General features: G+C 62.6%; 22 protein-coding genes, 2 tRNA genes and 2 riboswitches. Of the genes, 5 read left to right on the top strand and 19 right to left on the bottom strand.

The features are described 5' to 3' along the window. Positions 1–3 precede the first annotated feature (3 nt). From AADV58_RS08865 to AADV58_RS08855, 3 genes are all read right to left on the bottom strand, one after another. Positions 4–1,185 (bottom strand): nucleotide sugar dehydrogenase, encoded by a 1,182-nt coding sequence (locus AADV58_RS08865; protein ID WP_341742922.1) that lies wholly within the window; start codon positions 1,183–1,185, stop codon positions 4–6. A 12-nt stretch (positions 1,186–1,197) separates the two neighbouring features. Next, positions 1,198–1,274, bottom strand: a tRNA-Arg gene (locus AADV58_RS08860). A gap of 21 nt (positions 1,275–1,295) precedes the next feature. Continuing rightward, a tRNA-Pro gene (locus tag AADV58_RS08855) sits at positions 1,296–1,372 on the bottom strand. Positions 1,373–1,537: 165 nt separating this feature from the next. On the opposite strand from AADV58_RS08855, the gene dksA reads away from it, so the two are divergent. Further along, entirely contained in the window at positions 1,538–1,963 is a 426-nt protein-coding gene (gene dksA / locus AADV58_RS08850; protein ID WP_028995748.1) for an RNA polymerase-binding protein DksA, read from the top strand. Positions 1,964–2,097: 134 nt separating this feature from the next. Here the strand turns inward: dksA and pnp are convergent, their stop codons facing one another. The 14 genes from pnp to AADV58_RS08780 form a co-directional block, all read right to left on the bottom strand. Continuing rightward, positions 2,098–4,224, bottom strand: coding sequence for a polyribonucleotide nucleotidyltransferase (pnp, locus tag AADV58_RS08845; protein WP_341742921.1), 2,127 nt, complete (start codon positions 4,222–4,224; stop codon positions 2,098–2,100). A 247-nt stretch (positions 4,225–4,471) separates the two neighbouring features. Further along, complete coding sequence (gene rpsO / locus AADV58_RS08840; RefSeq protein WP_028995750.1) at positions 4,472–4,741, bottom strand: 30S ribosomal protein S15; 270 nt, start codon at positions 4,739–4,741, stop codon at positions 4,472–4,474. Positions 4,742–4,845: 104 nt separating this feature from the next. After that, on the bottom strand, positions 4,846–5,751 hold the full coding sequence (gene truB, locus AADV58_RS08835) for a tRNA pseudouridine(55) synthase TruB (RefSeq protein WP_341742920.1): 906 nt from the start codon (positions 5,749–5,751) through the stop codon (positions 4,846–4,848). Positions 5,752–5,758: 7 nt separating this feature from the next. Next, positions 5,759–6,136: a 30S ribosome-binding factor RbfA gene (rbfA, locus tag AADV58_RS08830; protein WP_298393350.1), complete on the bottom strand. Its 378-nt coding sequence runs from the start codon at positions 6,134–6,136 to the stop codon at positions 5,759–5,761. Further along, positions 6,136–8,895 carry a translation initiation factor IF-2 gene (gene infB / locus AADV58_RS08825; RefSeq protein WP_028995753.1) on the bottom strand — a complete coding sequence of 920 codons (2,760 nt, stop codon included), beginning with the start codon at positions 8,893–8,895 and terminating at the stop codon, positions 6,136–6,138. The genes rbfA and infB overlap by 1 nt, the downstream gene beginning before the upstream one ends. Before the next feature lie 17 nt (positions 8,896–8,912). Beyond that, positions 8,913–10,385: a transcription termination factor NusA gene (gene nusA, locus AADV58_RS08820; protein WP_028995754.1), complete on the bottom strand. Its 1,473-nt coding sequence runs from the start codon at positions 10,383–10,385 to the stop codon at positions 8,913–8,915. A 21-nt stretch (positions 10,386–10,406) separates the two neighbouring features. Then, on the bottom strand, positions 10,407–10,847 hold the full coding sequence (rimP, locus tag AADV58_RS08815) for a ribosome maturation factor RimP (RefSeq protein WP_028995755.1): 441 nt from the start codon (positions 10,845–10,847) through the stop codon (positions 10,407–10,409). Positions 10,848–10,986: 139 nt separating this feature from the next. Continuing rightward, a complete protein-coding gene (rluB, locus tag AADV58_RS08810) occupies positions 10,987–11,997 on the bottom strand; it encodes a 23S rRNA pseudouridine(2605) synthase RluB (protein ID WP_043421619.1) in 1,011 nt (336 codons plus the stop codon). After that, positions 11,984–12,529 (bottom strand): SMC-Scp complex subunit ScpB, encoded by a 546-nt coding sequence (scpB, locus tag AADV58_RS08805; RefSeq protein ID WP_028995756.1) that lies wholly within the window; start codon positions 12,527–12,529, stop codon positions 11,984–11,986. The genes rluB and scpB overlap by 14 nt, the downstream gene beginning before the upstream one ends. Continuing rightward, positions 12,498–13,367, bottom strand: coding sequence for a segregation and condensation protein A (locus AADV58_RS08800; protein ID WP_281985142.1), 870 nt, complete (start codon positions 13,365–13,367; stop codon positions 12,498–12,500). Before AADV58_RS08800 ends, scpB begins: the two co-directional genes overlap by 32 nt. A 43-nt stretch (positions 13,368–13,410) precedes the next feature. Further along, entirely contained in the window at positions 13,411–14,613 is a 1,203-nt protein-coding gene (locus tag AADV58_RS08795; RefSeq protein WP_281985143.1) for a tryptophan--tRNA ligase, read from the bottom strand. A gap of 13 nt (positions 14,614–14,626) precedes the next feature. Continuing rightward, entirely contained in the window at positions 14,627–15,277 is a 651-nt protein-coding gene (locus tag AADV58_RS08790) for a site-2 protease family protein (RefSeq protein WP_341744540.1), read from the bottom strand. An 11-nt stretch (positions 15,278–15,288) separates the two neighbouring features. Beyond that, on the bottom strand, positions 15,289–15,915 hold the full coding sequence (locus tag AADV58_RS08785; RefSeq protein ID WP_028995759.1) for an L-threonylcarbamoyladenylate synthase: 627 nt from the start codon (positions 15,913–15,915) through the stop codon (positions 15,289–15,291). A 4-nt stretch (positions 15,916–15,919) separates the two neighbouring features. After that, on the bottom strand, positions 15,920–16,759 hold the full coding sequence (locus AADV58_RS08780) for a 3',5'-nucleoside bisphosphate phosphatase (protein ID WP_028995760.1): 840 nt from the start codon (positions 16,757–16,759) through the stop codon (positions 15,920–15,922). A gap of 110 nt (positions 16,760–16,869) precedes the next feature. Continuing rightward, positions 16,870–16,958, top strand: a riboswitch (glycine riboswitch). A 108-nt stretch (positions 16,959–17,066) separates the two neighbouring features. Next, positions 17,067–17,146: riboswitch (glycine riboswitch) on the top strand. Positions 17,147–17,223: 77 nt separating this feature from the next. Here AADV58_RS08780 and gcvT point away from each other — a divergent pair. The 4 genes from gcvT (at position 17,224) to AADV58_RS08760 (ending at position 22,218) form a co-directional block, all read left to right on the top strand. Beyond that, positions 17,224–18,315 carry a glycine cleavage system aminomethyltransferase GcvT gene (gcvT, locus tag AADV58_RS08775; protein ID WP_341742919.1) on the top strand — a complete coding sequence of 364 codons (1,092 nt, stop codon included), beginning with the start codon at positions 17,224–17,226 and terminating at the stop codon, positions 18,313–18,315. 23 nt (positions 18,316–18,338) lie between these two features. Then, on the top strand, positions 18,339–18,725 hold the full coding sequence (gene gcvH, locus AADV58_RS08770) for a glycine cleavage system protein GcvH (protein ID WP_121459540.1): 387 nt from the start codon (positions 18,339–18,341) through the stop codon (positions 18,723–18,725). Positions 18,726–18,814: 89 nt separating this feature from the next. Continuing rightward, positions 18,815–21,694 carry an aminomethyl-transferring glycine dehydrogenase gene (gcvP, locus tag AADV58_RS08765; RefSeq protein ID WP_028995763.1) on the top strand — a complete coding sequence of 960 codons (2,880 nt, stop codon included), beginning with the start codon at positions 18,815–18,817 and terminating at the stop codon, positions 21,692–21,694. Beyond that, positions 21,694–22,218 (top strand): DUF2946 family protein, encoded by a 525-nt coding sequence (locus AADV58_RS08760; RefSeq protein WP_043421625.1) that lies wholly within the window; start codon positions 21,694–21,696, stop codon positions 22,216–22,218. Before gcvP ends, AADV58_RS08760 begins: the two co-directional genes overlap by 1 nt. A gap of 7 nt (positions 22,219–22,225) precedes the next feature. Here the strand turns inward: AADV58_RS08760 and AADV58_RS08755 are convergent, their stop codons facing one another. Both AADV58_RS08755 and AADV58_RS08750 read right to left on the bottom strand, forming a co-directional pair. Continuing rightward, a complete protein-coding gene (locus tag AADV58_RS08755; RefSeq protein ID WP_028995765.1) occupies positions 22,226–22,426 on the bottom strand; it encodes a hypothetical protein in 201 nt (66 codons plus the stop codon). A 61-nt stretch (positions 22,427–22,487) separates the two neighbouring features. After that, entirely contained in the window at positions 22,488–23,381 is an 894-nt protein-coding gene (locus AADV58_RS08750) for an arginase (RefSeq protein ID WP_028995766.1), read from the bottom strand. Position 23,382: the final 1 nt, after the last annotated feature.

The following is a 23,382-nucleotide window of genomic DNA, read 5'->3' as shown; positions in this document are numbered from 1 at the left end:
GGTTCAGTCTCCGCCGAACAGGTCACGGGTGTAGACCTTGGCCGCCACATCGGCTAGGTCATCGGTGTTGCGGTTGGCAATGATGATATCGGCTTCCTGCTTGAAGGCGGCAATGTCCTTGACCACCCGCGAACGGAAGAACTCGCTCTCGGCCAGGTTCGGTTCGTAGATGATGACTTCGATGCCCTTGGCCTTGAGCCGCTTCATGATCCCCTGGATGCTCGACGCCCGGAAGTTGTCCGAGCCGGCTTTCATCACCAGTCGATAGACGCCGACCACCTTGGGGTTCTTGCGGATGATGTCGCTGGCGATGAAGTCCTTGCGCGTCGTGTTCGATTCGACAATCGCGTGGATCAGGTTCTGAGGCACTTCGCGGTAATTGGCCAGCAGTTGCTTGGTGTCCTTGGGCAGGCAGTAGCCCCCGTAGCCGAAGCTCGGGTTGTTGTAGTGGCTGCCGATGCGCGGATCGAGGCAGACGCCTTCGATGATCTGCCGGGTGTCCAGCCCGTGCGTGGCGGCGTAGGTGTCGAGCTCGTTGAAGTAGGCCACGCGCATCGCCAGGTAGGTATTGGAGAACAGCTTCACCGCTTCGGCTTCGGTGCTGTCGGTGTAAAGCACCGGGATGTCCTGCTTGATCGCGCCTTGCTGGAGCAAGCCGGCAAAGGTCCGGGCGCGTTCGCTCTTGTCGCCAACGATGATGCGCGACGGGTGCAGGTTGTCGTACAGCGCCCTGCCCTCGCGCAGGAATTCCGGCGAGAAGATCAGATTCACCGGCTTGCCGGTGGCAATCCCGAAGGCTTCGCGCACCTTGGCGGTGTAGCCCACCGGAACCGTCGATTTGATCACCATCACCGCATCGGGATTGATCGCCAGCACATCGCGGATGACGGCTTCAACCGAAGCGGTATTGAAGTAGTTGGTTTCCGGGTCGTAGTCCGTCGGCGTGGCGATGATGACGAAGTCGGCACCGGCAAAGGCTTCGTTCTTGTCCAGCGTGGCTTTCAGATTCAGCGACTTGTTCGCCAGGTAGTCCTCAATCTCGACATCGACAATCGGCGATTGCCGGCGATTGAGCATCTCGACCTTCTCGGGAAGGATGTCGAGCGCAACCACTTCGTTATGCTGCGCCAGGAGGATGGCGTTGGAGAGTCCGACGTAGCCGGTTCCGGCAATGGCGATTTTCATAGGTCAAGTCAGTGGCGCGCCCGGAGGGACTCGAACCCCCGACCTGCCGCTTAGAAGGCGGCTGCTCTATCCAGTTGAGCTACGGGCGCTGGATGTGGCGCAAAGGAAAATGGTCGGGGCGGTGGGATTCGAACTCACGACCCTCTGCTCCCAAAGCAGATGCGCTACCAGACTGCGCTACGCCCCGACGAAGGTGCGCATTGTATCAGTGCCAATCGCGGCACGCCAGCACCATGGCGCATTACGGCGGTTTAGAACATTGTCACATTGCGCTGCAGCATGTCTTTTCCTTGCCTGGGTGCTGGCTTTCTGATATTTAATCGCTTTTTTGGTCTATGGAAGCGTCCACAAAATGGCAGAAGACTTGCTCCACAAACATTTCGCTCCTTACCAGCCGAAGGCTGACGAGGAGTACATGAGCAACAAGCAGCTCGCCCATTTCCGGAAGATTCTGGAAACGCTCAAGCAGGAACTGAGTGAGGATATCGACCGCACGGTGCATACCATGCAGGACGAGGCGACCGTGTTTGCCGACCCGAACGACCGGGCCAGCCAGGAAACGGACATCGCCATCGAACTGCGCAACCGTGACCGCGAACGCAAGCTGATCAAGAAGATCGACGAAACTCTGGGCCGCATCGAAGCCGGCGACTATGGCTTCTGCGACAAGTGCGGCGTGGAAATCGGCATCAAGCGCCTGGAAGCCCGCCCGACGGCGACACTGTGCATCGACTGCAAGACGCTGGACGAACTCAAGGAAAAGCAAATGGCGAAATAATCGCCCATTGCTTTCAGCGCAGACTTACCTTCAGGTTAGTCGCAGCTAAAAGCAAATGGCGAAGTAATCGCCAGCGCAGGCTGATAAAAAAGGGCACCTCACGGTGCCCTTTCTGCTTTTGCGTAATCGCCGAATTACTGCTGTTGCTGCTGTTCCTGCTGGGCAGCGCCCTCTTCCTCAGCAACTGCCTTCATCGACAGCTTGACGCGGCCGCGGTCGTCGGTTTCGAGAACCTTGACGCGTACAACCTGGCCTTCCTTGACGTAGTCTTCGACCTTGTTGACGCGCTCCTTGGCGATCTGCGAGATGTGCAGCAGGCCGTCCTTGCCCGGCAGGACCGAAACGATCGCACCGAAGTCGAGGATCTTGAGCACGGTGCCTTCGTAGATCTTGCCGATTTCGACTTCGGCGGTAATCGCATCGATCTTGGCACGCGCCAGGGCAGCAGCTTCGCCCGAGGTGGCAGCGATGGTGATCGTGCCGTCGTCCTGGATGTCGATGGTGGTGCCGGTTTCTTCGGTCAGCGCACGGATGACGGCGCCGCCCTTGCCGATCACGTCACGGATCTTTTCCGGATTGATCTTGAAGGTGTACAGACGCGGTGCGTAGGCCGACATTTCTTCACGCGGACCGGCAGCGGCTTCCTGCATCAGGTTGAGGATGTGCAGACGGGCTTCCTGGGCTTGCGCCAAGGCAACCTGCATGATTTCCTTGGTGATGCCCTGGATCTTGATGTCCATCTGCAGCGCGGTGATGCCAGCGGTGGTACCGGCCACCTTGAAGTCCATGTCGCCGAGGTGATCTTCGTCGCCGAGGATGTCGGTGAGGACGGCAAAGCGGTTGCCTTCCTTGATCAGGCCCATGGCGATACCGGCGACGTGCGCCTTCAGGGGCACGCCGGCGTCCATCAGTGCCAGGCAGCCGCCGCAGACCGAAGCCATCGACGAGGAGCCGTTCGATTCAGTGATTTCGGAAACCACGCGCATCGAGTACGAGAAGTCTTCCGGCTTCGGCAGCACGGCCAGCAGGGCGCGCTTGGCCAGACGGCCGTGGCCGATTTCACGACGCTTCGGCGTACCGACGCGGCCGCATTCGCCGGTGGCGTACGGGGGCATGTTGTAGTGCAGCATGAAGCGGTCGCGGTATTCGCCGGACAGCGCATCAATGATCTGCTCGTCGCGGTTGGTACCGAGCGTTGCCACAGCCAGGGCCTGGGTTTCACCACGGGTGAACAGGGCCGAGCCATGGGTGCGCGGCAGGACGCCGGAACGCATGGTGATCGGACGCACGGTACGGGTGTTGCGACCGTCGATACGCGGTGCGCCCGACAGGATGCGACCACGGACGATGCCGGCTTCGAGTTCGAAGAACAGGTTGCCAACGGTGTTGGCATCCGGCGCACCTTCTTCACCGGTGCACAGGGCGGCAACGGCTTCGGCGGAGATTTCCTTGACGCGCTGGCTGCGGGCCTGCTTGGAGGTGATGCTGTAGGCTTCTTCCAGCTTGGCACCGACCAGATCCTTCAGGCGGGCAACCAGGGCTTCGTCCTTGGCCGGCGGCTGCCAGTCCCATTCCGGCTTGCCGGCTTCCTCGACCAGCTCGTTGATGGCGTTGATCGCCTTCTGCATTTCGTTGTGACCGAAAACGACGGCGCCGAGCATGACTTCTTCCGACAGCTGATCGGCTTCGGATTCGACCATCAGCACGGCGGATTCGGTGCCGGCAACGACCAGGTCAAGCTGGCTGTCCTTGAGCTGCGACAGCGTCGGGCAGAGCACGTACTGGCCGTTGATGTAACCGACGCGGGCAGCGCCGATGGGGCCGGCGAACGGGATACCGGAGATGGCCAGGGCGGCGGAAGCACCGATCATCGCCGGGATATCGGAATCGACTTCCGGATTCAGCGAGATGACGGTGGCGACGATCTGGACTTCATTGTAGAAACCTTCCGGGAACAGCGGACGGATCGGACGGTCGATCAGGCGGCAGGTCAGGGTTTCCTTTTCCGAAGGACGGCCTTCGCGCTTGAAGAAGCCGCCGGGGATACGGCCGGCAGCGTAAACTTTTTCCTGATAATCGACGGTCAGCGGGAAGAAATCCTGACCGGGCTTGGCATTCTTGGCACCGACAACGGTCACCAGGACGACGGTCTCTTCCATCGAGACGACAACAGCGCCGCCAGCCTGACGGGCGATTTCGCCGGTTTCCAGGGTAACCTGGTGTTCGCCGTAGGCGAAGGTCTTTTTCACGACATTAAACATTGACTTCCTTTCACTCTCATCACATTAAACAACGCAACAATAACAACGACTTAACTAACAACAAAGAACAATGGGACAACTAAAAAACAAAAAAGCGGCCGGGATTTTTCCGGGCCGCTTTTGCGGTAATTCAGGGCTGCTTACTTCGTTCCCGGGCGAATTGTGGCGCGAAGACCAGCCGCAGACAGTGCGTTAGCACGGCAAGGCGCAGTCGACAAAGCCACGGATCGCCCGGGGAAGAAAGAAATTACTTGCGCAGGCCCAGTTTCGTGATCAGCGTGCGATAACGCTCGACATCCTTGCCCTTCAGGTAGTCCAGCAGCTTGCGGCGCTGCGAGACGAGGTGCAGCAGGCCACGACGCGAATGGTGATCCTTGCTGTGCTCCTTGAAGTGCGGCTGCAAGTCGTTGATGCGGGCGGTCAGCAGTGCGACCTGGACTTCCGGGGAACCGGTGTCGCCCTTGGACTGTGCGTATTCGGCGACGATGCTCGCCTTTTGTTCGGTGGTAACGGCCATTTCAAAACCCTCTTTCATTAAAACGACGCAGCCCCGGTTTGATAGAGCGAACGCCAATTGGAAAATTTTCCCGACGGTATCGGAAAGCGGCGGATTGTACCAGCTTACGGCGCCAGTTGCACCAGTCTTTTCGGCCACAGGCGCTGGCCCGGCCCGGGCTCGCCGACGCCGATCAGCCGGTCTCCGGCATAGACCCGGATCTTGCCGCTCAAGCCGTCCGGCAGGTCGACCGGATTACCGTGGCTGAAGCGCTGTTCGGCTTCACCGCTGAGATCGACGCGGGGCAGGCTCTGCAGCAGCGCATCGACCGGACGCAGACACGCAACACGCGCGCCCTCCTCGATGCTGTCGATCTGCGCCAGCGTCATGGCGCCGTCGAGCACCAGGTCACCAACCCGGGTCCGCCGCAAGGCGGTCAGATGCGCGCCGCAACGCAGCGCGGCGCCGATATCCTGAGCGAGTACGCGAATATAGGTGCCCTTGCTGCAACTGACCGACAGGCGCAGGCGGGTGCCGGTGAATTCGAGCTGGTCGATGACGTGAATGGTCACCGGCCGGGCCTCGCGGTCGACGGTGATGCCCTGCCGGGCGAGTTCGTAGAGCGGCCGGCCGTCGCGCTTCAGGGCCGAATGCATGGGCGGCACCTGCAGGATGTCGCCGGTGAATTGCGGCAGCACGCGGGCGATATCGGCGGACGTGACATTGACCTCGGCAGTCGCCGTGACCACGCCTTCGGCATCGCCGGAATCGGTGCTCACCCCGAGCAGGAGCTCGGCCTCGTAGGTCTTGTCGGCATCAAGCAGATCGGCGGAGAACTTGGTCGCCTCGCCAAAGCACAAGGGCAACAGGCCGGTGGCCAGCGGGTCGAGCGTACCGGTGTGCCCCCCCTTGGCAGCGGAGAACAGGCGCCGGGCCTTTTGCAGGGCGTCGTTGGAACTCATGCCCTGCGCCTTGTCGAGCAGCAATACGCCATCGACCTGCTTCCAGGTTTTCTTGACCCTCGGCTCCATGCTGGGCCTAGTCTTCCGGCGTCTGGTCGCTGAGCGCGTTGGCCTGCTGGATCAGCGCCGTCATGCTGGCACCGTATTCCAGGGAACTGTCGTAGATGAAATGCAGTTCCGGCAAAGTGTGAATATGGATACGCCGCCCCAGCTCACGCCGCAGGAAACCGGCGGCACGCTTCAAGCCCTGCTCGATTTCGGGCAGATGCTCGACATTGAGCGTGGTGAAAAACACCTTGGCGTGCGCATAATCCGGCGTCAGTTCGACGGCGGTCAGACTGATCATGCCGACGCGCGGATCCTTCAGTTCGCTGCGGATCAGGTCGGCCAGATCGCGGCGCACCTGCTCCGCGACCCGGTCTCCCCGTTGAAAGCCTCTTGCCTGCTTCTTCATTACAGCGAGCGCGCCACTTCCTGGATTTCGTACACTTCGAGCTGATCGCCTTCCTGAATGTCGTTGTTACCACGCAGCGACAGACCGCACTCGAAGTTGGAACGGACTTCCTTGACGTCGTCCTTGAAGCGCTTGAGCGAATCCAGCTCGCCGTCCCACTGAACCACGTGATTGCGCAGCAGGCGAACGCGCGAATTGCGCTTGACGATGCCTTCGAGCACGTAACAGCCGGCAATGGCGCCGACCTTGGAAACGTGGAAGACTTGACGGATCTCGACCATGCCGGTGATCTGCTCGCGCTTCTCCGGGGACAGCATGCCGGACAGTGCCGCCTTGACCTCATCGACCGCATCGTAGATCACGTTGTAGTAACGGATATCGACGCCGAAGTTCTCGGCCAGCTTGCGCGAACCGGCATCGGCACGGATGTTGAAGCCGATGATGACGGCACCCGAGGCTTGCGCGAGGTTGACGTCGGATTCGCTGATCGCACCGACCGCACCGTGGATGATCTGGACGCGGACTTCCTCGTTGGACAGCTTGGACAGGGTCTGCACCAGGGCTTCCTGGGAACCTTGCACGTCGGCCTTGACGATCAACGGCAGGGTCTTGACCTGGCCTTCTTCCATCTGCTGGAACATGTTCTCCAGCTTGGCCGCCTGTTGCTTGGCCAGCTTGACGTCGCGGAACTTGCCTTGACGGAACAGGGCGATTTCGCGTGCCTTCTTTTCGTCGGCCAGCACGATGGCTTCTTCGCCAGCGGCCGGGACGTCCGACAGACCGAGGATTTCGACCGGAATCGACGGACCGGCTTCGTTGATCGGCTTACCGTTCTCGTCGAGCATGGCACGGACACGACCGAAGACCTGACCGGCGAGCACGATGTCGCCGCGCTTGAGGGTGCCGGACTGAACCAGCATGGTGGCCACCGCGCCGCGCCCCTTGTCGAGACGGGCTTCGATGATCAGGCCCTTGGCCGGCGCTTCCTTCTGTGCGGTCAGTTCAAGCACTTCAGCCTGCAGCAGGATCTGTTCGAGCAGTTCGTCGATACCGATACCCTTCTTGGCCGACACCGGACAGAACGGCGAATCGCCACCGTACTCTTCCGGAATGACGCCTTCGGCAACCAGTTCCTGCTTGACGCGATCCGGATTGGAATCCGGCTTGTCGATCTTGTTCACCGCGACCACCAGCGGCACACCAGCCGCCTTGGCGTGGTGGATCGCTTCCTTGGTCTGCGGCATCACGCCATCGTCGGCAGCGACGACCAGAACGACGATGTCGGTCGCCTTGGCACCACGCGCACGCATCGCCGTGAAGGCTTCGTGACCCGGGGTGTCGAGGAAGGTGATCATGCCGCGATCGGTTTCGACGTGGTAGGCACCGATGTGCTGGGTAATGCCACCCGCTTCACCAGCCGCCACCTTGGCGCGACGGATGTAGTCGAGCAGCGAGGTCTTGCCGTGGTCGACGTGGCCCATGACGGTTACCACCGGGGCGCGCGGCACCAGCGGCACGTCCTTGTGCTCCGCGCTTTCCTCGAGGAAGGCATCGGGATCGTCGAGCTTGGCGGCAACCGCCTTGTGGCCCATTTCCTCGACGACGATCATCGCCGTCTCCTGGTCGAGCACCTGGTTGATGGTGACCATGGAACCCATCTTCATCATCGTCTTGATGACTTCGGTGGCCTTCACGGCCATCTTGTGGGCCAGGTCGGAAACGGAAATGGTTTCGGGGATATGTACTTCACGGGAAATCGGCTCGGTCGGCGCCTGGAAGCTACCCTGACCGTCGTCGGACTTGCCGTGCGATTTCTTGTGACCGTGGCGACCATCTTTCCAGCCGCTACCGACATCGGCGCCGCGGGTCTTGAGACCGCCCTTCTTCTTGCCATCATCGGCAGCACGGCCGCCCTTCTCGCCCTTCTTGGCAGCGCCCGGGGCATCCGGCTTCTTGTGCAGCGTACCCTTCTCGCCTTCACCGCTGCGCGCCTGGGCAGCAGCCTGCTGCTTGGCCTGCTCGGCAGCCTTGGCGGCAGCAGCGGCCGCTTCGGCCTGCTGGCGCATCGCAACCAGATTGGCTTCGCGAGCCTGTTTCTCCTTGAGCTCGCGCTCCTGGATTTCGCGCAGGCGATTGAAGCGCCGTGCTTCCTCTTCGCGGGCCTTGAGTTCCTTCTCGCCAATGATGCTGGCGCGGTCGATGGTGCGGCGAACCGGTGCGGCTTCGGTCGTTTCGACGGGGGCGGCTTCGACAACCGCAGGCGTTTCGGCGACTTCAGGTTCCGGCTCGGGCTCTGGTTCCGGCATCGGCTCGGGTTCCGGTTCGGGCTGAACTTCAACGACCGGCTCCGGAATGGCCTCGACCACCGGCTCGGGAATGGCTTCTGGCTGGACTTCCGCCAGTGCCTCGATCACTTCTGCCTCTTCCGAAGCTTCGGCTGCATCCGGATGCAGCTCATGGACATCGCGCTTGACCAGCACGCGCTTCTTGCGCACTTCGACCTGAACGGTACGGGCGCGACCATGGGAATCGGTGGCCTTGATCTCCGAGGTCTGTTTGCGCGTCAGGGTGATCTTGTTCTTGGGCTCGGCCTCGCCGTGCGAACGGCGCAGATAGTCGAGCAGGCTGGTTTTGTCCTGGTCGGTCAGCGTATCGCTGCCCCCGGACTTGCCGACACCGGCGCGGCCAAGCTGCTCGAGCAGCGACTCGACCGGCATTTTGAGTTCAACGGCAAATTGTGAAACGGTTGTTGCGGACATACTTACTACCTCCCTGCTCACTCGAACCAGTGAGCGCGTGCCTTGAGAATGATTTCCTTGGCACGCTCTTCTTCAATGCCGGTCATTTCCGTCAGTTCATCAACTGCCAGTTCGGCGAGATCATCGCGCGTCCTGACGTCATGTTCGGCGAGTTTTGCCGCCAGTTCCTTGGTCATGCCTTCCAGACCGATCAGGTCTTCGGCAACGTTTTCCAACTTTTCCTCGGTGGCGATGGCTTCCGTCAGGAGCACATTGCGCGCACGATTGCGCAGCTCGTTGACGATATCTTCATCCAGCCCGTCGATTTCCAGCATTTCGGCGAGCGGTACGTAGGCGACTTCTTCCAGCGTCGAGAAACCTTCCTCGATCAGCAGGTCGGCCAGTTCCTCGTCGATGTCCAGCTTTTCCATGAACATGACGCGGGTAACGGCGTATTCGGCTTCAGCCTTCTTGGCCGACTCGTCCTGGGTCATCAGGTTGATGGTCCAGCCGGTCAGCTCGGAGGCCAGACGGACGTTCTGACCGCTACGGCCGATGGCGATGGCCAGGTTGTCCTCGTCGACGACGACGTCCATGGCATGCTTTTCCTCGTCGACGACGATCGAGGTCACTTCGGCCGGCGACAGCGCGCCGATCACGAACTGCGCCGGATCGGCCGACCACAGGACGATGTCGATGTTCTCGCCGCCGATCTCGTTGCGCACGGCGGTAACGCGCGAGCCGCGCAAACCGACGCAGGTACCGATCGGATCGATACGCGGATCGTTCGACTTGACGGCAATCTTGGCACGCATACCGGGGTCACGGGCACAGGCCTTCAACTCCATCAGGCCGTCTTCGATTTCCGGGACTTCGAGTTCGAACAGCTTGATCACGAATTCGGGTGCGGTACGCGACAGGATGATCTGCGGGCCACGGGCACCGCGATCGATACGCAGCAGGTAGGCGCGAACGCGGTCGCCGATGCGCAGGTTCTCCTTGGGGATCATCTGGTCGCGCGGCAGCACGGCTTCGATCTTGCCGGCTTCGATGATCGCGTTGCCACGTTCCATGCGCTTGATCGTACCGAAAACGACGTGTTCCTTGCGATCCAGGAAGTCGGACAGGATCTGCTCGCGCTCGGCGTCGCGGATCTTCTGCAGAATGACCTGCTTGGCAGCCTGGGCGCCGATGCGGCCGAAGTCGATCGGCTCCAGCGGTTCTTCGAGGTAATCGCCGGGTTCGATTTCCGGATCGTCCTTGCAGGCTTCCGACATCGGAATCTGGTGGTATTCGTTGACGTACTCGCTGTCGGCAACGACCAGCCAGCGACGGAAGGTATCGTAACTACCGGTGGCACGGTCGATGACGACACGGACCTCGGCTTCGTCGTGGATACGCTTCTTGGTCGCAGATGCGAGCGCCAGTTCAAGGGCACCGAAGACGATTTCCTTGTTGACGTTCTTTTCGCGGGCCAATGCATCGACCAGCAGCAACAGTTCACGGCTCATGGGCTAAAACCTCCAGGTACTTCAGTCGAATTTCGGCACCAGACGTGCCTTTTCGATATTGTTGAATTCGAGTTCCACGTCTTCCTTGTCCAGGCGAAGACCGACCTTGCCGGCTTCACAGCCGAGCAGTTGCCCCTGGAAGTTGCGGCGGTTGTTGTGCGGAATGCGCAGCTTGATCTGGATGTCCTGACCGGCGAAACGCGCGAAATCAGCTTCCTTCTTGACGACACGATCCATACCGGGCGACGAGATTTCGAGGCGGTCGAAATCGATGTTTTCGACTTCGAACAGGCGCGTCAACTGGTTGGAAACCTTGGCGCAATCCTCGACGTCGACGCCCTTTTCTTTTTCCGGGGCATCGATGAAGACGCGGATGGTCCTGCCGCGCGGCGACATTTCGATGTCGACAAGTTCATAACCCAGACCGGTTACCGTCGTTTCAAGCAGCGAATTCAAATCCATAGGCACAAATAAAAAATGGGCGAAACGCCCACCTCAGAAAAATAAGATGCCCGCCAAAAACAGCGGGAGGAACAAACCCGTGAATTATAACGAGTTTATTCCTTCCTCACAATCGCCAGCACGTTGGCAAGACGCTCGATCAGGCCTGTTTCGGCTTTTCCGAGCGCGCCAGCTCACGCATCAGCAACTTGACTTCGGTCTCGTCGAGTTCGCGACAGCGACCGCGCTTGAGTTGCGGCGGCAGCGTGAACGGACCGTAGCGAACACGGATCAGGCGGCTGACGGTACAGCCGACAGCTTCGAACATGCGCCGGACTTCACGGTTGCGCCCTTCGAACAGGCTGACCCGGTACCACTTGTTGGCGCCCTCGCCGCCGGCATCGACCAGACTGGAGAAACTGGCCGGCCCGTCCTCAAGCTGGACGCCGTCGAGCAATTGCTGCTGGGCTTCCATGGTCAGTTCGCCGAGCACGCGGACGGCGTATTCACGAACCAGCTCCGAACTCGGGTGCATCAGCTTGTTGGCCAGTTCGCCGGAAGTGGTGAACAGCAACAGGCCCGAGGTATTGAAGTCGAGACGGCCGACGTTGATCCAGCGACCGCCGCGCATGCGCGGCAGTGCGGCGAAGACCGACGGGCGGCCATCGGGATCGTCGCGCGAGACGATCTCGCCTTCCGGCTTGTGGTACATCAGCACGCGCGGCGGACGCGAACTGCTGCCGGTGAAACGGATGTTGATCAGGCGCCCGCCGATCTTGACCTTGTCGGTCGGAATCACCGACTGGCCAATGGTGGCGACGACGCCATTGACGCTGACCTTGCCGGCGGCGATCCACTCTTCCATCTCACGCCGCGAACCGACGCCGGCCTGGGCCAGGATCTTCTGCAGACGCTCGGGCTTGGCCGCCGCAAGCGGCCGCCCGTCACGCGCGATGGCGCCACGGTTGGCCCGCCCACCGGTGTTCGGTGCCGGCTTGCGCCGCGGTGCCGGTTTGGCTGACACCTCCTGCTGTTGATCGACTTCGCCAGGCGGCGCTTCGACGAATTCCCGGGGTGGTGGCGTGCTGCGACCGGCGCCGCGACGCGGGCGCTGGCCAACGGCGGCGGCCTCGACCGGGGCACGGAAAGGCGTGCGTTTATTGGTTTTCATGATTCAGCTCCAGTGTCTGGCTGATTTGTTCAAGCGGCGGCAGTTCGCTGACGCTGCGCAGGCCCAGATCATCGAGAAATTGCTTGGTCGTGGCAAACAGCGCCGGCCGACCGGGGGTGTCGCGGTGGCCGACGACGTCGATCCAGCCACGTTCTTCAAGGGTTTTGACGACATTCGAATTGACCGCGACGCCGCGGATTTCTTCGATGTCGCCACGGGTTACCGGTTGACGATAGGCGATGATGGCCAGGGTTTCCAGCACCGCACGGGAATAACGGGGCGGCTTTTCCGGATTCAGCCGCTCCAGGTAAGGCAGATATTCGGCCCGCGTACGGAAACGCCAGCCCGAGGCGAGCTGGATCAGTTCGGCCGGCCGCTCGGCCCAGTCTTCACGGATCTGGTCGAGCAACTTGCGCAGCGTATCGGAAGACAGTTCTTCGTCGAACATCTTCTTCATGTCGTGCGTGGACATCGGCTCGTGCGTCGCGAGCAATGCCGCCTCAAGAATCTTCTTGACCTGACTCGGTTCCATCTTCCTCTTCCATGACCGGTTCCGGCTCGCCGTCGCGCAGATTGACGTAAATCGGCGCAAAGGCTTCGGTCTGCGTGATGCGGATCAGCTTTTCGCGGCCCAGTTCGAGCATGGCAATGAAATGCACGACCAGTCCGGGCGGCCCCATGGCCGGATCGAACAGGGTCTCGAACTGGACGAAACCGCCCTTTTCCTGCAGATGGCGAAGAATGATGCCCATGTGTTCGCGCACCGACAACTCTTCGCGGCTGATCTTGTGGTTGCGTTTCAGCACCGCCTGGCGCACCACGTTCATCCAGGCTTCCTTGATGTCCTCGACCGAAACTTCCGGCTGCCGGATGAGCAGTGACTTCTCGACCAGAGTCTCGACCCAGAAGAACTCGCGCTCGGCCTGCGGCATTTCGTTGAGCTTCTGGCCGGCGAGCTTCATCTGCTCGTATTCCATCAGCCGACGGACCAGTTCGGCACGCGGATCCTCGACCTCGCCATCGTCGCCGATCTTCGGCCGCGGCAGCAGCATGCGCGACTTGATCTCGATCAGCATCGCCGCCATCACCAGATACTCGGCCGCCAGCTCCAGGTTCTGCGCCCGCATGTTCTCGATGTAGTCGAGATACTGGCGGGTCAGCGGCGCCATCGGAATATCGAGGATATCGACGTTGGCCTTGCGGATCAGGTAGAGCAGCAGGTCGAGCGGGCCTTCGAAGGCGTCGAGCATGATCGCCAGCGCATCCGGCGGGATGTACAGATCCTGCGGCATGGCCTCCATCGGCTCGCCGTAGATGCGCGCCACCGGCTCGAACAGCGATGGCGGCGGCAGATCGACCGCCAGATTCATGCGTCGACCGCCGAACAGCGGAAGCGGAACGACGCAACAGACATCAGTGGTATTCCAGGCCCATCGATTCGCGCACGTCGCGCATCGTCTCGCGCGCCAGTTCGCGTGCCTTCTCGCAACCGTCGGCGATGATGTTCTTGACCAGCACCGGATCGTCGAGATACAGCTGGGCACGCTCGCGCATCGGCGCCTGTTCCTTGAGGATGCCTTCGATCACCGGCTGCTTGCAGTCGATGCAGCCGATACCGGCGGTGCGGCAGCCCTGCTCCAGCGTCGCCCGCGTGGCTTCGTCGGTGTACACCTGGTGCAGTTGCCACACCGGGCAGCGTGCCGGATCGCCCGGATCGGTGCGGCGCACGCGATTGGTGTCGGTCGGCATGCTCTTAACCTTCTTGGCGACCGAGTCTTCCGATTCGCGCATGGTGATGGTGTTGGCGTAGGACTTGGACATCTTCTGCCCGTCCAGGCCCGGCATGCGCGACGCAGCGGTGAGCAATGCCCCCGGCTCGGCAAGGATCATCTTGCCGGTACCTTCGAGGTAGCCGAACAGGCGTTCGCGGTCGGCCACCGACAGGTGCTGGATTTCGTCGAGCACGGCATGCGCCTGTTCGAGCGCTTCGCGCTGACCTTCCTGCTGGTAGCGGGTGCGCAGTTCTTCATACAGGCGGGCGCGCTTGCTGCCGAGCTTCTTGACCGCCTCGCGGGCCTTGTCCTCGAATCCGGGTTCGCGGCCGTAGAGGTGGTTGAAGCGGCGGGCAATTTCGCGCGAGAACTCGATGTGCGGCACCTGGTCCTCGCCGACCGGCACCTTGTCGGCGCGGTAGATGAGGATGTCGGCCGCCTGCAGCAACGGGTAACCGAGGAAACCGTAGGTCGACAGATCCTTGTTCGACAGCTTTTCCTGTTGATCCTTGTAGGTCGGCACGCGCTCCAGCCAGCCGAGCGGCGTCATCATCGACAGCAGCAGGTGCAGTTCGGCATGCTCGGGCACGCGCGACTGGATGAACAGGGTCGCCTGATTGGGATCGACACCGGCCGCCAGCCAGTCGATAACCATGTCCCAGGTTGCCTTCTCGATGTTCTGGGGATTGTCGTACTGGGTCGTCAGGGCGTGCCAGTCGGCAACGAAGAACAGACAGGGATATTCCTGCTGCAGTTCAACCCAGTTCTTGAGGACGCCGTGGTAATGGCCGAGATGCAGCGCCCCGGTGGGACGCATGCCGGAAAGGACACGTTCTGCGTACATAGCTGTTTGTCGTTTAGTAAAGACCGAAAATTGTTTCGATGGCGCGCGCCGAGAAAAGCACCAGCGGGCTCATGATGTCGCTGAGGATACCGGTGAACAGCAGGACCAGCAAAATCGGGAAGCCCCACGGCTCGATGCGCGAGAACTGCCAGGCCAGGCGGTGCGGCAACAGGCTGACGGCGATGCGCCCGCCGTCAAGCGGCGGCAAGGGTAAAAGGTTGAGCACCATGAGCACGCAATTGATGACGATGCCGATCTTGCTCATCTCGGACAGCGGCACGGTGAAATCGGTGCTGGGCATTTCCCAGGCCAGCTTGAGCATGAAGGCCCAGCACAATGCCATGAACAGGTTGGCAGCCGGCCCGGCGGCAGCTACCCAGAGCATGTCGCGCTTGGGATTGCGCAGGCGGGTGAAATCGACCGGTACCGGCTTGGCGTAACCGAACAGGAAGCTGCCCGCCGAGAAGACGAGAATGGCGACCGGAATCAGGATGGTACCGATCGGATCGATGTGGCGCAGCGGATTCAGGCTGATCCGCCCCATCTGCCAGGCGGTCGGATCGCCGAAATGGCGGGCCGCGTAACCGTGCGCCGCTTCGTGCAGGGTGATCGCGAAGATCACCGGCAATGCAGCGATGGCGATGGTCTGGATCAGGGCGTTGATGTCGAGCATGTTCAGTCGAATCCGAACGGGGCGAGCGGGCCGCGACCGGCGCGAACCAGTTCGGGCGCCGAACCGGTCAGGTCGATGACGGTGGTCGGTTCGATACCGCAGGTGCCGGCATCGAGGATTAGTTCAAGCTGGTCGTCGAGACGGTCGAGAATTTCCCAGCCCTCGGTCAGCGGACTGTCCTCACCCGGCAACTGCAGCGTCGTCGTCAGCAGGGGTTCCTGCAACTCTTCCAGCAAGGCCAGGGCGACCGGGTGATCCGGCACGCGCACACCGATGGTCTTGCGCTTGGGGTGCATGACCCGGCGCGGCAACTCCTTGCTGCCTTCGAGGATGAAGGTGTAGCTGCCCGGCGTTGCCGCCTTGAGCAAGCGGTACTGGGCGTTGTCGACACGCGCGAAATGGGCGATCTCGGAGAGGTCGCGAACCATCAGCGTGAGGTGGTGACGCTCGTCCATCTGGCGGATCAGGCGGATGCGGTCGAGCGCTTCCTTGTCACCCAGATGACAAGCCAGTGCGTAACAGGAGTCCGTCGGCAAGGCGACGATGGCGCCCTTGCGGATGAAGTCGGCCGCCTGGGCAAGCAGGCGCTGCTGCGGGGAATCGGGATGGATATTGACGACGCGGGCCATGGTTTCAATCGATCAGGCGCCAGACCGGCTTGAGGTCCGGCGGCAGCGGTGCCGCCCGACCGAGGTCGACGTAACTCTCGTCCGGCCCGTGAAAATCCGAGCCGCGCGAGGCATGAAAAGCGTAATGGCGTGCCAGCCGGGCAAAATGCAGCAGGTGGTCGGGCGAATGGCTGCCACTGGCCACCTCGATCGCCTGCCCGCCCAGATCCTTGAACTCGTCGAGGAACTTGCGCATGTCACCACCGGACATTCTGTAGCGCCCGGGATGGGCCACCACGGCGACACCGCCGGCCGCGTGAATCCAGCCCAGCGCATCGGCCAGGGAAGCCCAACGGTGGTCGACATAGCCAGGCTTGCCGGGTGCCAGGTAATACTGGAACACCCCGGAAATATCCCGGGCGATGCCGATGGAGACGAGATAGCGGGCAAAATGGGCGCGCGAAATCAGGTTCGGATTGGTCACGTAGCCCATGGCCCCTTCGAAGACGCCATGAATGCCGATGGCGTCAAGCGCCTCGCCCATCCGCCGGGCGCGCTCGAGACGACCGCTGCGCAGCGCTTCGAGGCCGCCGACCAGCACCGGATTGGCCGGATCGAAGCCGAGACCGACGATATGGATCGGCGTTTCCCGCCACTCGATGGAAATCTCCACCCCGGGAACGAAGCGCATCCCGGCTTCTGCCGCGGCTTCCGCCGCTGGCGCCAAGCCGCCGATATCGTCGTGATCGGTCAAGGCCCAGAAATCGACACCGTTATCCGCCGCCCGGCGCGCCACCACCGCCGGCGGCAACAAACCGTCGGACACGGACGAATGGCAATGAAAATCGAAATTGGCTGGGTTCACGGATGGCAAGACACGGGCAAACGCGGAGTTTAGCACGAAGGCCGCCCCTCACCGAGACGCCTTGTGCGGCGCAACATATTGATTGGACAGCCACGACCGGATATAGTGCGAGCCATCCTGTGGGAGAGCGCAGATCCGTCTGCCGCCGAAGGCGCAATTTCACCCGAAAACGCTCAGGCAAAAGGACCACAAGATGAGGCCAGGCGGCATGCGCATTGGCTGCGAGACACGAAGACAAGCCGAAGACAGTGCGAATAGCACGACGAGGCGCAGTCGACACCGTATCGCTGGCAATGCGCATGTCGCCCCCTGAAACTCTGGAGAGCGGCGTAGACAGCGCCCACCGATGGGGCAAATCTCTCAGGTATCGAGGACAGAGGGGTGAAACGCAAAACGCGAGTTTTACGTTTCACCCCTTTTCTGTTTCCAGAATCGACGTTAACAAACGTCAGTAAAGGATTGATATGCTGAAGCAAACGGTCTTGAATGCCGCCCATCGCGCACTTGGCGCCCGAATGGTCGATTTCGGCGGCTGGGACATGCCGGTCAACTACGGTTCGCAGATCGAGGAGCACCACGCCGTCCGTAACGACTGCGGCATGTTCGACGTCTCGCACATGTGCCCGGTCGATCTGGTCGGCGCCGATTGCCGCCCCTTCCTCTCGCGCCTGGTCGCCAACGACGTCGCCAAGCTGACCGTTTCCGGCAAGGCGCTCTACGCCGCCATGCTCAACGAGGCCGGCGGCGTCATCGATGACCTGATCATCTATTTCCTCACCGACACCAAGTTCCGCCTGGTGGTCAATGCCGGCACCGCCGACAAGGATCTGGCCTGGATGCAGGCCAAGGCCGCCGAATGGAAGATGGACGTCAGCATCACCCAGCGCCGCGACGGCGCCGACAATCTCGGCATCATCGCCGTCCAGGGCCCGAACGCCCGCGCCAAGGTGTGGCAGGTGCTGCCGCAAGTGAAGGCCGCGAGCGAAGGCCTGAAACCCTTCTTCGCCGCCGAAGTCGATCAGTATTTCATCGCCAGCACCGGTTACACCGGCGAAGACGGCTACGAGATCATGCTCCCGGCCAGCGAAGCCGAAGCCGTGTGGAACGCGCTCAAGGTAGCCGGCGTCGCGCCTTGCGGCCTGGGCGCCCGCGACACGCTGCGCCTGGAAGCCGGCATGAATCTCTACGGCCAGGATATGGACGAGACGGTTTCCCCGCTCGACGCCGGCTTGGCCTGGACCGTCGCCATGAAGGACGAGCGCGATTTCGTCGGCCGTGCCGCACTGGCCGCCAACGGCCAGCAGAAACAGTTCCTTGGCCTGATCCTGCTCGACAAGGGCGTGCTGCGCGGCCATCAGAAAGTCGTCACCGCCCACGGCGACGGCGAGATCACCTCCGGCAGCTTCTCGCCGACGCTGCAGCAATCCATCGCCCTCGCCCGCCTGCCACTCGGCGTCGCCATCGGCGATCAAGTCGAGGTCGACATTCGCGGCAAACTGCTCAAGGCCAAGGTCACCAAACCCGTATTCGCCCGCAACGGCAAAGCTGTCATCTAATTCACCCCACTCAGGAGAAAACCATGTCCAACGTCCCGTCCAACCTCAAGTACGCCGCCTCCCACGAGTGGGTCCTGAAGAACGCCGATGGCACCGTCACCGTCGGCATTTCCGACCACGCGCAGGAAGCCCTGGGTGATCTGGTCTTCGTCGAGCTGCCGGAAGTCGGCGCCCATTACGATGCCGAGAAGGAAATCGCCGTGGTCGAGTCGGTCAAGGCCGCCGCCGACGTGTACGCGCCGATCGCCGGCACCGTCACCGAAGTCAACCAGGCCGCCGTCGATGCGCCGGAGTCGGTCAATGCCGACGCCTACGCCGCCTGGCTGTTCAAGATGACCCCGGACAACATCGCCGATGTCGACGCCCTGCTTGACGCCGCCGCCTACCAGGCTGTCGCCGACGCCGCCTGATCCCGGCCCGCCGTTTTTCCTCCACCAGCCCGGTCGACCGTAACCGGCCGGGCTGTTCCGCTGCATAGCCCCCGCGAGAAACAATCCACATGAAGACCCTGCCCTTGAGCGCCCTGGAGCAGCACGACGAATTCATCGACCGTCACATCGGCCCCTGCACCACTGAAATGACCGAGATGCTGGCCACCATCGGTGCCGCCAGCCTCGACCAGCTGATCGACCAGACCGTCCCGGCCGCCATCCGCCTGCCGGCTGACCTGCCGCTGCCGGCCCCGCGCCGCGAACACGAGGCACTCGCCGACCTGAAGGCGATCGCCAGCAAGAACGTGATCCAGAAGTCGTGCATCGGCATGGGCTACTACGACACGCTGACGCCCAAGGTGATCCTGCGCAACGTCATGGAAAACCCCGGCTGGTACACCGCCTACACGCCCTACCAGGCCGAAATCGCCCAGGGCCGCCTGGAAGCGCTGATGAACTTCCAGCAGATGGTCGTCGACCTGACCGGGCTGGAAATCGCCAACGCCTCGCTGCTCGACGAAGCCACCGCCGCCGCCGAAGCCATGACGATGGCCCGCCGCGTTTCCAAGTCGAAGTCGAACCGCTTCCTGGTCGACGCCGCCTGCTTCCCGCAGACCATCGACGTGGTCAAGACGCGCGCCGCCTACTTCGGCTTCGAACTGGTGATCGCTGCGGTCGACACGGTAAAAGACGAAGAATTCTTCGGCGCCCTGCTCCAGTACCCGAACGACAACGGTGAAGTGCGCGACCTCAGCGCGATCATCGCCGGCCTCAAGGCACGCGGCACCACGGTCGCCGTCGCCGCCGACCTGATGGCGCTGGTGCTGCTCAAGTCGCCGGGCGCCATGGGCGCCGACATCGCCCTCGGTTCGAGCCAGCGCTTCGGTATCCCGATGGGCTTCGGTGGCCCGCACGCCGCCTTCTTCGCCACCCGCGAAGCCTTCGTCCGCTCGATGCCGGGCCGCATCATCGGCGTTTCCAAGGACGCACGCGGCAAGACTGCCTACCGCATGACGCTGCAGACGCGCGAACAGCACATCCGCCGCGAGAAGGCCAATTCCAACATCTGCACCTCGCAGGTACTGCTCGCCAACATGGCCGGCATGTACGCCGTTTACCACGGCCCGCAAGGCCTGAAGACGATCGCCACGCGCATCCACCGGCTGACCGCGATCCTCGCCGAAGGCCTCAAGCGCGCCGGCGTCAAGCTGCTCACCGGGCAGTTCTTCGACACCGTCCATATCGACCTCGGCGCCCGCGCCGAGAGCATCCATCAGGCGGCTGTCGCCGCCGGCTACAACCTGCGCCGCGTCTCGGCCGGCGTCCTCGGCGTCTCCTTCGACGAAACGACGACGCGCAACGATGTTGCCGAACTGTTCAAGCTGATCACCCAGGTCACGCTCGACATGGAAACCTTCGACGCTCAGCTCGCCGCCGCCGACCCGGCGCTGCCGGCCGCCCTGCTGCGCGATGACGCGATCCTCGCGCACCCGGTGTTCAACACGCACCACACCGAGCACGAGATGCTGCGCTACCTGAAGTCGCTGCAGAACAAGGACCTGGCGCTCGACCATTCGATGATCTCGCTCGGCTCGTGCACGATGAAGCTGAACGCGACCAGCGAAATGATCCCGGTCACCTGGCCGGAATTCGGCGGCATCCACCCGTTCGCCCCGCGCGAGCAAGTCGCCGGCTACCACGAGATGATCGCCGGCCTGACCGAATGGCTGAAGACGGTGACCGGCTTCGACGCCATCTGCATGCAGCCGAACTCCGGCGCCCAGGGCGAATACGCCGGCCTGGTGGCGATTGCCCGCTACCACGCCAGCCGTGGCGAAGCGCACCGCAAGGTCTGCCTGATCCCGAAATCGGCGCACGGCACCAACCCGGCCACCGCCCAGATGTGCAACATGCAGGTCGTCGTCGTCGATTGCGACGACAACGGCAACGTCGATGTCGCCGACCTCAAGGCCAAGGCTGAGGAACACAAGGACGACCTGGCCTGCCTGATGATCACCTACCCATCGACGCACGGCGTGTTCGAGGAAGCGGTTCGCGAGATCTGCGCCATCGTCCATGCCAACGGCGGCCAGGTATACATGGACGGCGCCAACCTCAACGCCCAGGTCGGCCTGACCTCGCCCGGCTTCATCGGCGCCGACGTCAGCCACATGAACCTGCACAAGACCTTCGCCATCCCGCACGGCGGCGGCGGACCGGGCATGGGCCCGATCGGCCTGAAGGCCCACCTCGCACCGTTCATGGCCAACCACGCGGTCGCCGCCATCGACGGTCCGCACGGCGGCCAGGGCGCGGTCTCGGCGGCGCCCTTCGGTTCGGCGTCGATCCTGACCATTTCTTGGATGTACCTGGCGATGCTCGGCGGCGCCGGCGTCAAGAAGGCGACCCAGGTCGCCATCCTCAACGCCAACTACATCGCCACCAAGCTCAAGGACCACTACCCGGTGCTCTACGTCGGCAAGAACGGCCGCGTCGCGCACGAGTGCATCCTCGACATCCGCCCGATCAAGGCCGCCACCGGCATCGCCGAGATCGACATCGCCAAGCGCCTGATGGACTACGGTTTCCACGCACCGACGGTGTCCTTCCCGGTCGCCGGCACGATCATGGTCGAGCCGACGGAATCGGAATCGAAGGCTGAACTGGACCGCTTCATCGAAGCCATGGTCAGCATCCGCGAAGAAATCCGCCAGATCGAGAACGGCGTGTGGACGGCCGACAACAATCCGTTGAAGAACGCCCCGCACTCCCAGGCCGACGTCATCGACGCCGACTGGCTGCATCCGTACAGCCGCCAGCAAGCCGTCTTCCCGCTGCCCTGGGTGGCCGCCAACAAGTTCTGGCCGAGCGTCAACCGCATCGACGATGTGTATGGCGACCGCAACCTGAACTGTGCCTGTCCGCCGCTTTCGGCCTACGAGGACTGATGGTCGATTTCTCGGCAATCGCCAGATGGCCCAACGTCCCCGACTGTTTCGAGTGGCTTTCGCTCGACCGGCGCGGGGACTGGCGATTGCAGGGAGAACGGGTGACGCACCACGGCCTGGTCGAGTTCATGAACCGGCAGTATGGTTCGGACGAGGCCGGCCGCTGGTTCGTCCAGAACGGCCCGCAGCGGGTCTATGTCGATCTTGCCTGCACACCGTGGGTTTTTCGCCGCGACGGTGAAGGTTTCGTCAGCCACACCGGGGCGTCGGCCGGCGAAGTTCGCGCTGTGCTGCTCGACGACGAAGGCAGCTTCCTGATCGAAGCCGAACTCGGTATCGGTCTGCTTGACGACCGCGACCTGGCCGCCTGTCTGGCCGAATGCTCACCTGACGACGAAACCAGCCTGCTCGCTTTCCTGCGTGATGCTGCTCCGCCGGTACGCTGGCGCGACCTGCCACTCACACGCATTGCTGCGGCCGAACTGGCCGCGCGCTACCGTTTCGTCGCTCAGCCGCGCGGCTGAAGCCGGCTCAAGGCTCCTCGCCTTCGTCGTTGGCCTGCAACCACCACAGCAAATCTTCTCCTTGCAGCGGGGTCGGGATCATCTGGTTGCGTTTCCAGCGAAATACCGGGCCGTAGGGCACGTAGCGTGCCATCACCTGGCCTTGCCGGGTGACGCCGAAAAACGGCCAGCCCGATCGGATGGCCTGGCGGATCTGTTCATGGGTCATCTTGTTGTCCTCCCGCAGTCTCGACTGCAGTATCCCGCACGCCCGGGCAGCGGGCAAGCCTTCAGCGGCCGAGCAAGGCACCGATCAGGTTCGAGATCAGCCGGGCGGTACTTCCATGGCGGTCACGGTCCGGGTTGTACTCGACGATTTCCATCGCCCGCAAACCAGGCTGGGTGGCAATCCAGTGCAAGGCAGTCTGGACATCGCTGGCCATCAGCCCATCGGGTTCGGGGCTACCGACACCGGGCGCCAGTCGCGGATCGATGGCATCGAGGTCAAGGGTCACGCCAAAGCCCGCCGGCGCGCCCCTGACGAGCGCCACGGCCTCGTCGAGACAGGCGGCGAAGCCGCGCGATTCGATTGCTTCGGCCATGATCACGCGCACCCCGGCGCGTGCCAGGAAATCGAATTCTTCGGGTTCGTAACTGCGGGCGCCGAGCACGACGGTATGCGCCGGACTGAGCTGCGCGCCCTTGAGGCCAAGGCCAAGCAGACGCTTGTCTCCCTGACCGAGCAGGCAGGCCAGCGGCATGCCGTGAATTGCGCCCGAATAAGTGCTTTCCGGGGTATGACTGTCGAGGTGGGCATCGATCCAGAGCAGGCCGAGCGGTGCGCCGAGTGCCGCAGCGACGCCGCTCCAGGTGCCGATGGCGACCGAATGATCGCCGCCGATGACCAGCGGGAAATTCCCCGCCTTCAGGGTCTGGGCAACCTCGTCGGCGAGCTGCCGGCAAAGTGCCGCGATCCGCTGCACCGGAGCCTGCCCGCCGGCCGGAGGCGGTGCATACAGCGTCCGCCCCCAGTCGAGTTGCGGATGCCTGGCCAGTTCGTGCCAGGCCTGGGAGTGGTGAAATGCAACGGGCCCATCGGCACAGGCCCGATCCTGGGCACCCAGTCCGCTGGCGGCACCGATGATGCGGATGCCGCCCGGACCTTGGTGCCGATCAGCGTTCATG

Source organism: Azonexus hydrophilus (genome assembly GCF_038368255.1).
Lineage (GTDB): Bacteria > Pseudomonadota > Gammaproteobacteria > Burkholderiales > Rhodocyclaceae > Azonexus > Azonexus hydrophilus.
Note: the sequence above shows the minus strand (reverse complement) of the source record. Positions and strands in the feature narration are given on the sequence as shown.

What these genes read in the sequence shown, in the direction of transcription:
- AADV58_RS08865 (WP_341742922.1), bottom strand. Translation starts at nt 1,185, where the DNA reads ATGAAAATCGCCATTGCCGGAACCGGCTACGTCGGACTCTCCAACGCC.
- dksA (WP_028995748.1), top strand. Translation starts at nt 1,538, where the DNA reads ATGGCAGAAGACTTGCTCCACAAACATTTCGCTCCTTACCAGCCGAAG.
- pnp (WP_341742921.1), bottom strand. Translation starts at nt 4,224, where the DNA reads ATGTTTAATGTCGTGAAAAAGACCTTCGCCTACGGCGAACACCAGGTT.
- rpsO (WP_028995750.1), bottom strand. Translation starts at nt 4,741, where the DNA reads ATGGCCGTTACCACCGAACAAAAGGCGAGCATCGTCGCCGAATACGCA.
- truB (WP_341742920.1), bottom strand. Translation starts at nt 5,751, where the DNA reads ATGGAGCCGAGGGTCAAGAAAACCTGGAAGCAGGTCGATGGCGTATTG.
- rbfA (WP_298393350.1), bottom strand. Translation starts at nt 6,136, where the DNA reads ATGAAGAAGCAGGCAAGAGGCTTTCAACGGGGAGACCGGGTCGCGGAG.
- infB (WP_028995753.1), bottom strand. Translation starts at nt 8,895, where the DNA reads ATGTCCGCAACAACCGTTTCACAATTTGCCGTTGAACTCAAAATGCCG.
- nusA (WP_028995754.1), bottom strand. Translation starts at nt 10,385, where the DNA reads ATGAGCCGTGAACTGTTGCTGCTGGTCGATGCATTGGCCCGCGAAAAG.
- rimP (WP_028995755.1), bottom strand. Translation starts at nt 10,847, where the DNA reads ATGGATTTGAATTCGCTGCTTGAAACGACGGTAACCGGTCTGGGTTAT.
- rluB (WP_043421619.1), bottom strand. Translation starts at nt 11,997, where the DNA reads ATGAAAACCAATAAACGCACGCCTTTCCGTGCCCCGGTCGAGGCCGCC.
- scpB (WP_028995756.1), bottom strand. Translation starts at nt 12,529, where the DNA reads ATGGAACCGAGTCAGGTCAAGAAGATTCTTGAGGCGGCATTGCTCGCG.
- AADV58_RS08800 (WP_281985142.1), bottom strand. Translation starts at nt 13,367, where the DNA reads ATGAATCTGGCGGTCGATCTGCCGCCGCCATCGCTGTTCGAGCCGGTG.
- AADV58_RS08795 (WP_281985143.1), bottom strand. Translation starts at nt 14,613, where the DNA reads ATGTACGCAGAACGTGTCCTTTCCGGCATGCGTCCCACCGGGGCGCTG.
- AADV58_RS08785 (WP_028995759.1), bottom strand. Translation starts at nt 15,915, where the DNA reads ATGGCCCGCGTCGTCAATATCCATCCCGATTCCCCGCAGCAGCGCCTG.
- gcvT (WP_341742919.1), top strand. Translation starts at nt 17,224, where the DNA reads ATGCTGAAGCAAACGGTCTTGAATGCCGCCCATCGCGCACTTGGCGCC.
- gcvH (WP_121459540.1), top strand. Translation starts at nt 18,339, where the DNA reads ATGTCCAACGTCCCGTCCAACCTCAAGTACGCCGCCTCCCACGAGTGG.
- gcvP (WP_028995763.1), top strand. Translation starts at nt 18,815, where the DNA reads ATGAAGACCCTGCCCTTGAGCGCCCTGGAGCAGCACGACGAATTCATC.
- AADV58_RS08760 (WP_043421625.1), top strand. Translation starts at nt 21,694, where the DNA reads ATGGTCGATTTCTCGGCAATCGCCAGATGGCCCAACGTCCCCGACTGT.
- AADV58_RS08755 (WP_028995765.1), bottom strand. Translation starts at nt 22,426, where the DNA reads ATGACCCATGAACAGATCCGCCAGGCCATCCGATCGGGCTGGCCGTTT.
- AADV58_RS08750 (WP_028995766.1), bottom strand. Translation starts at nt 23,381, where the DNA reads ATGAACGCTGATCGGCACCAAGGTCCGGGCGGCATCCGCATCATCGGT.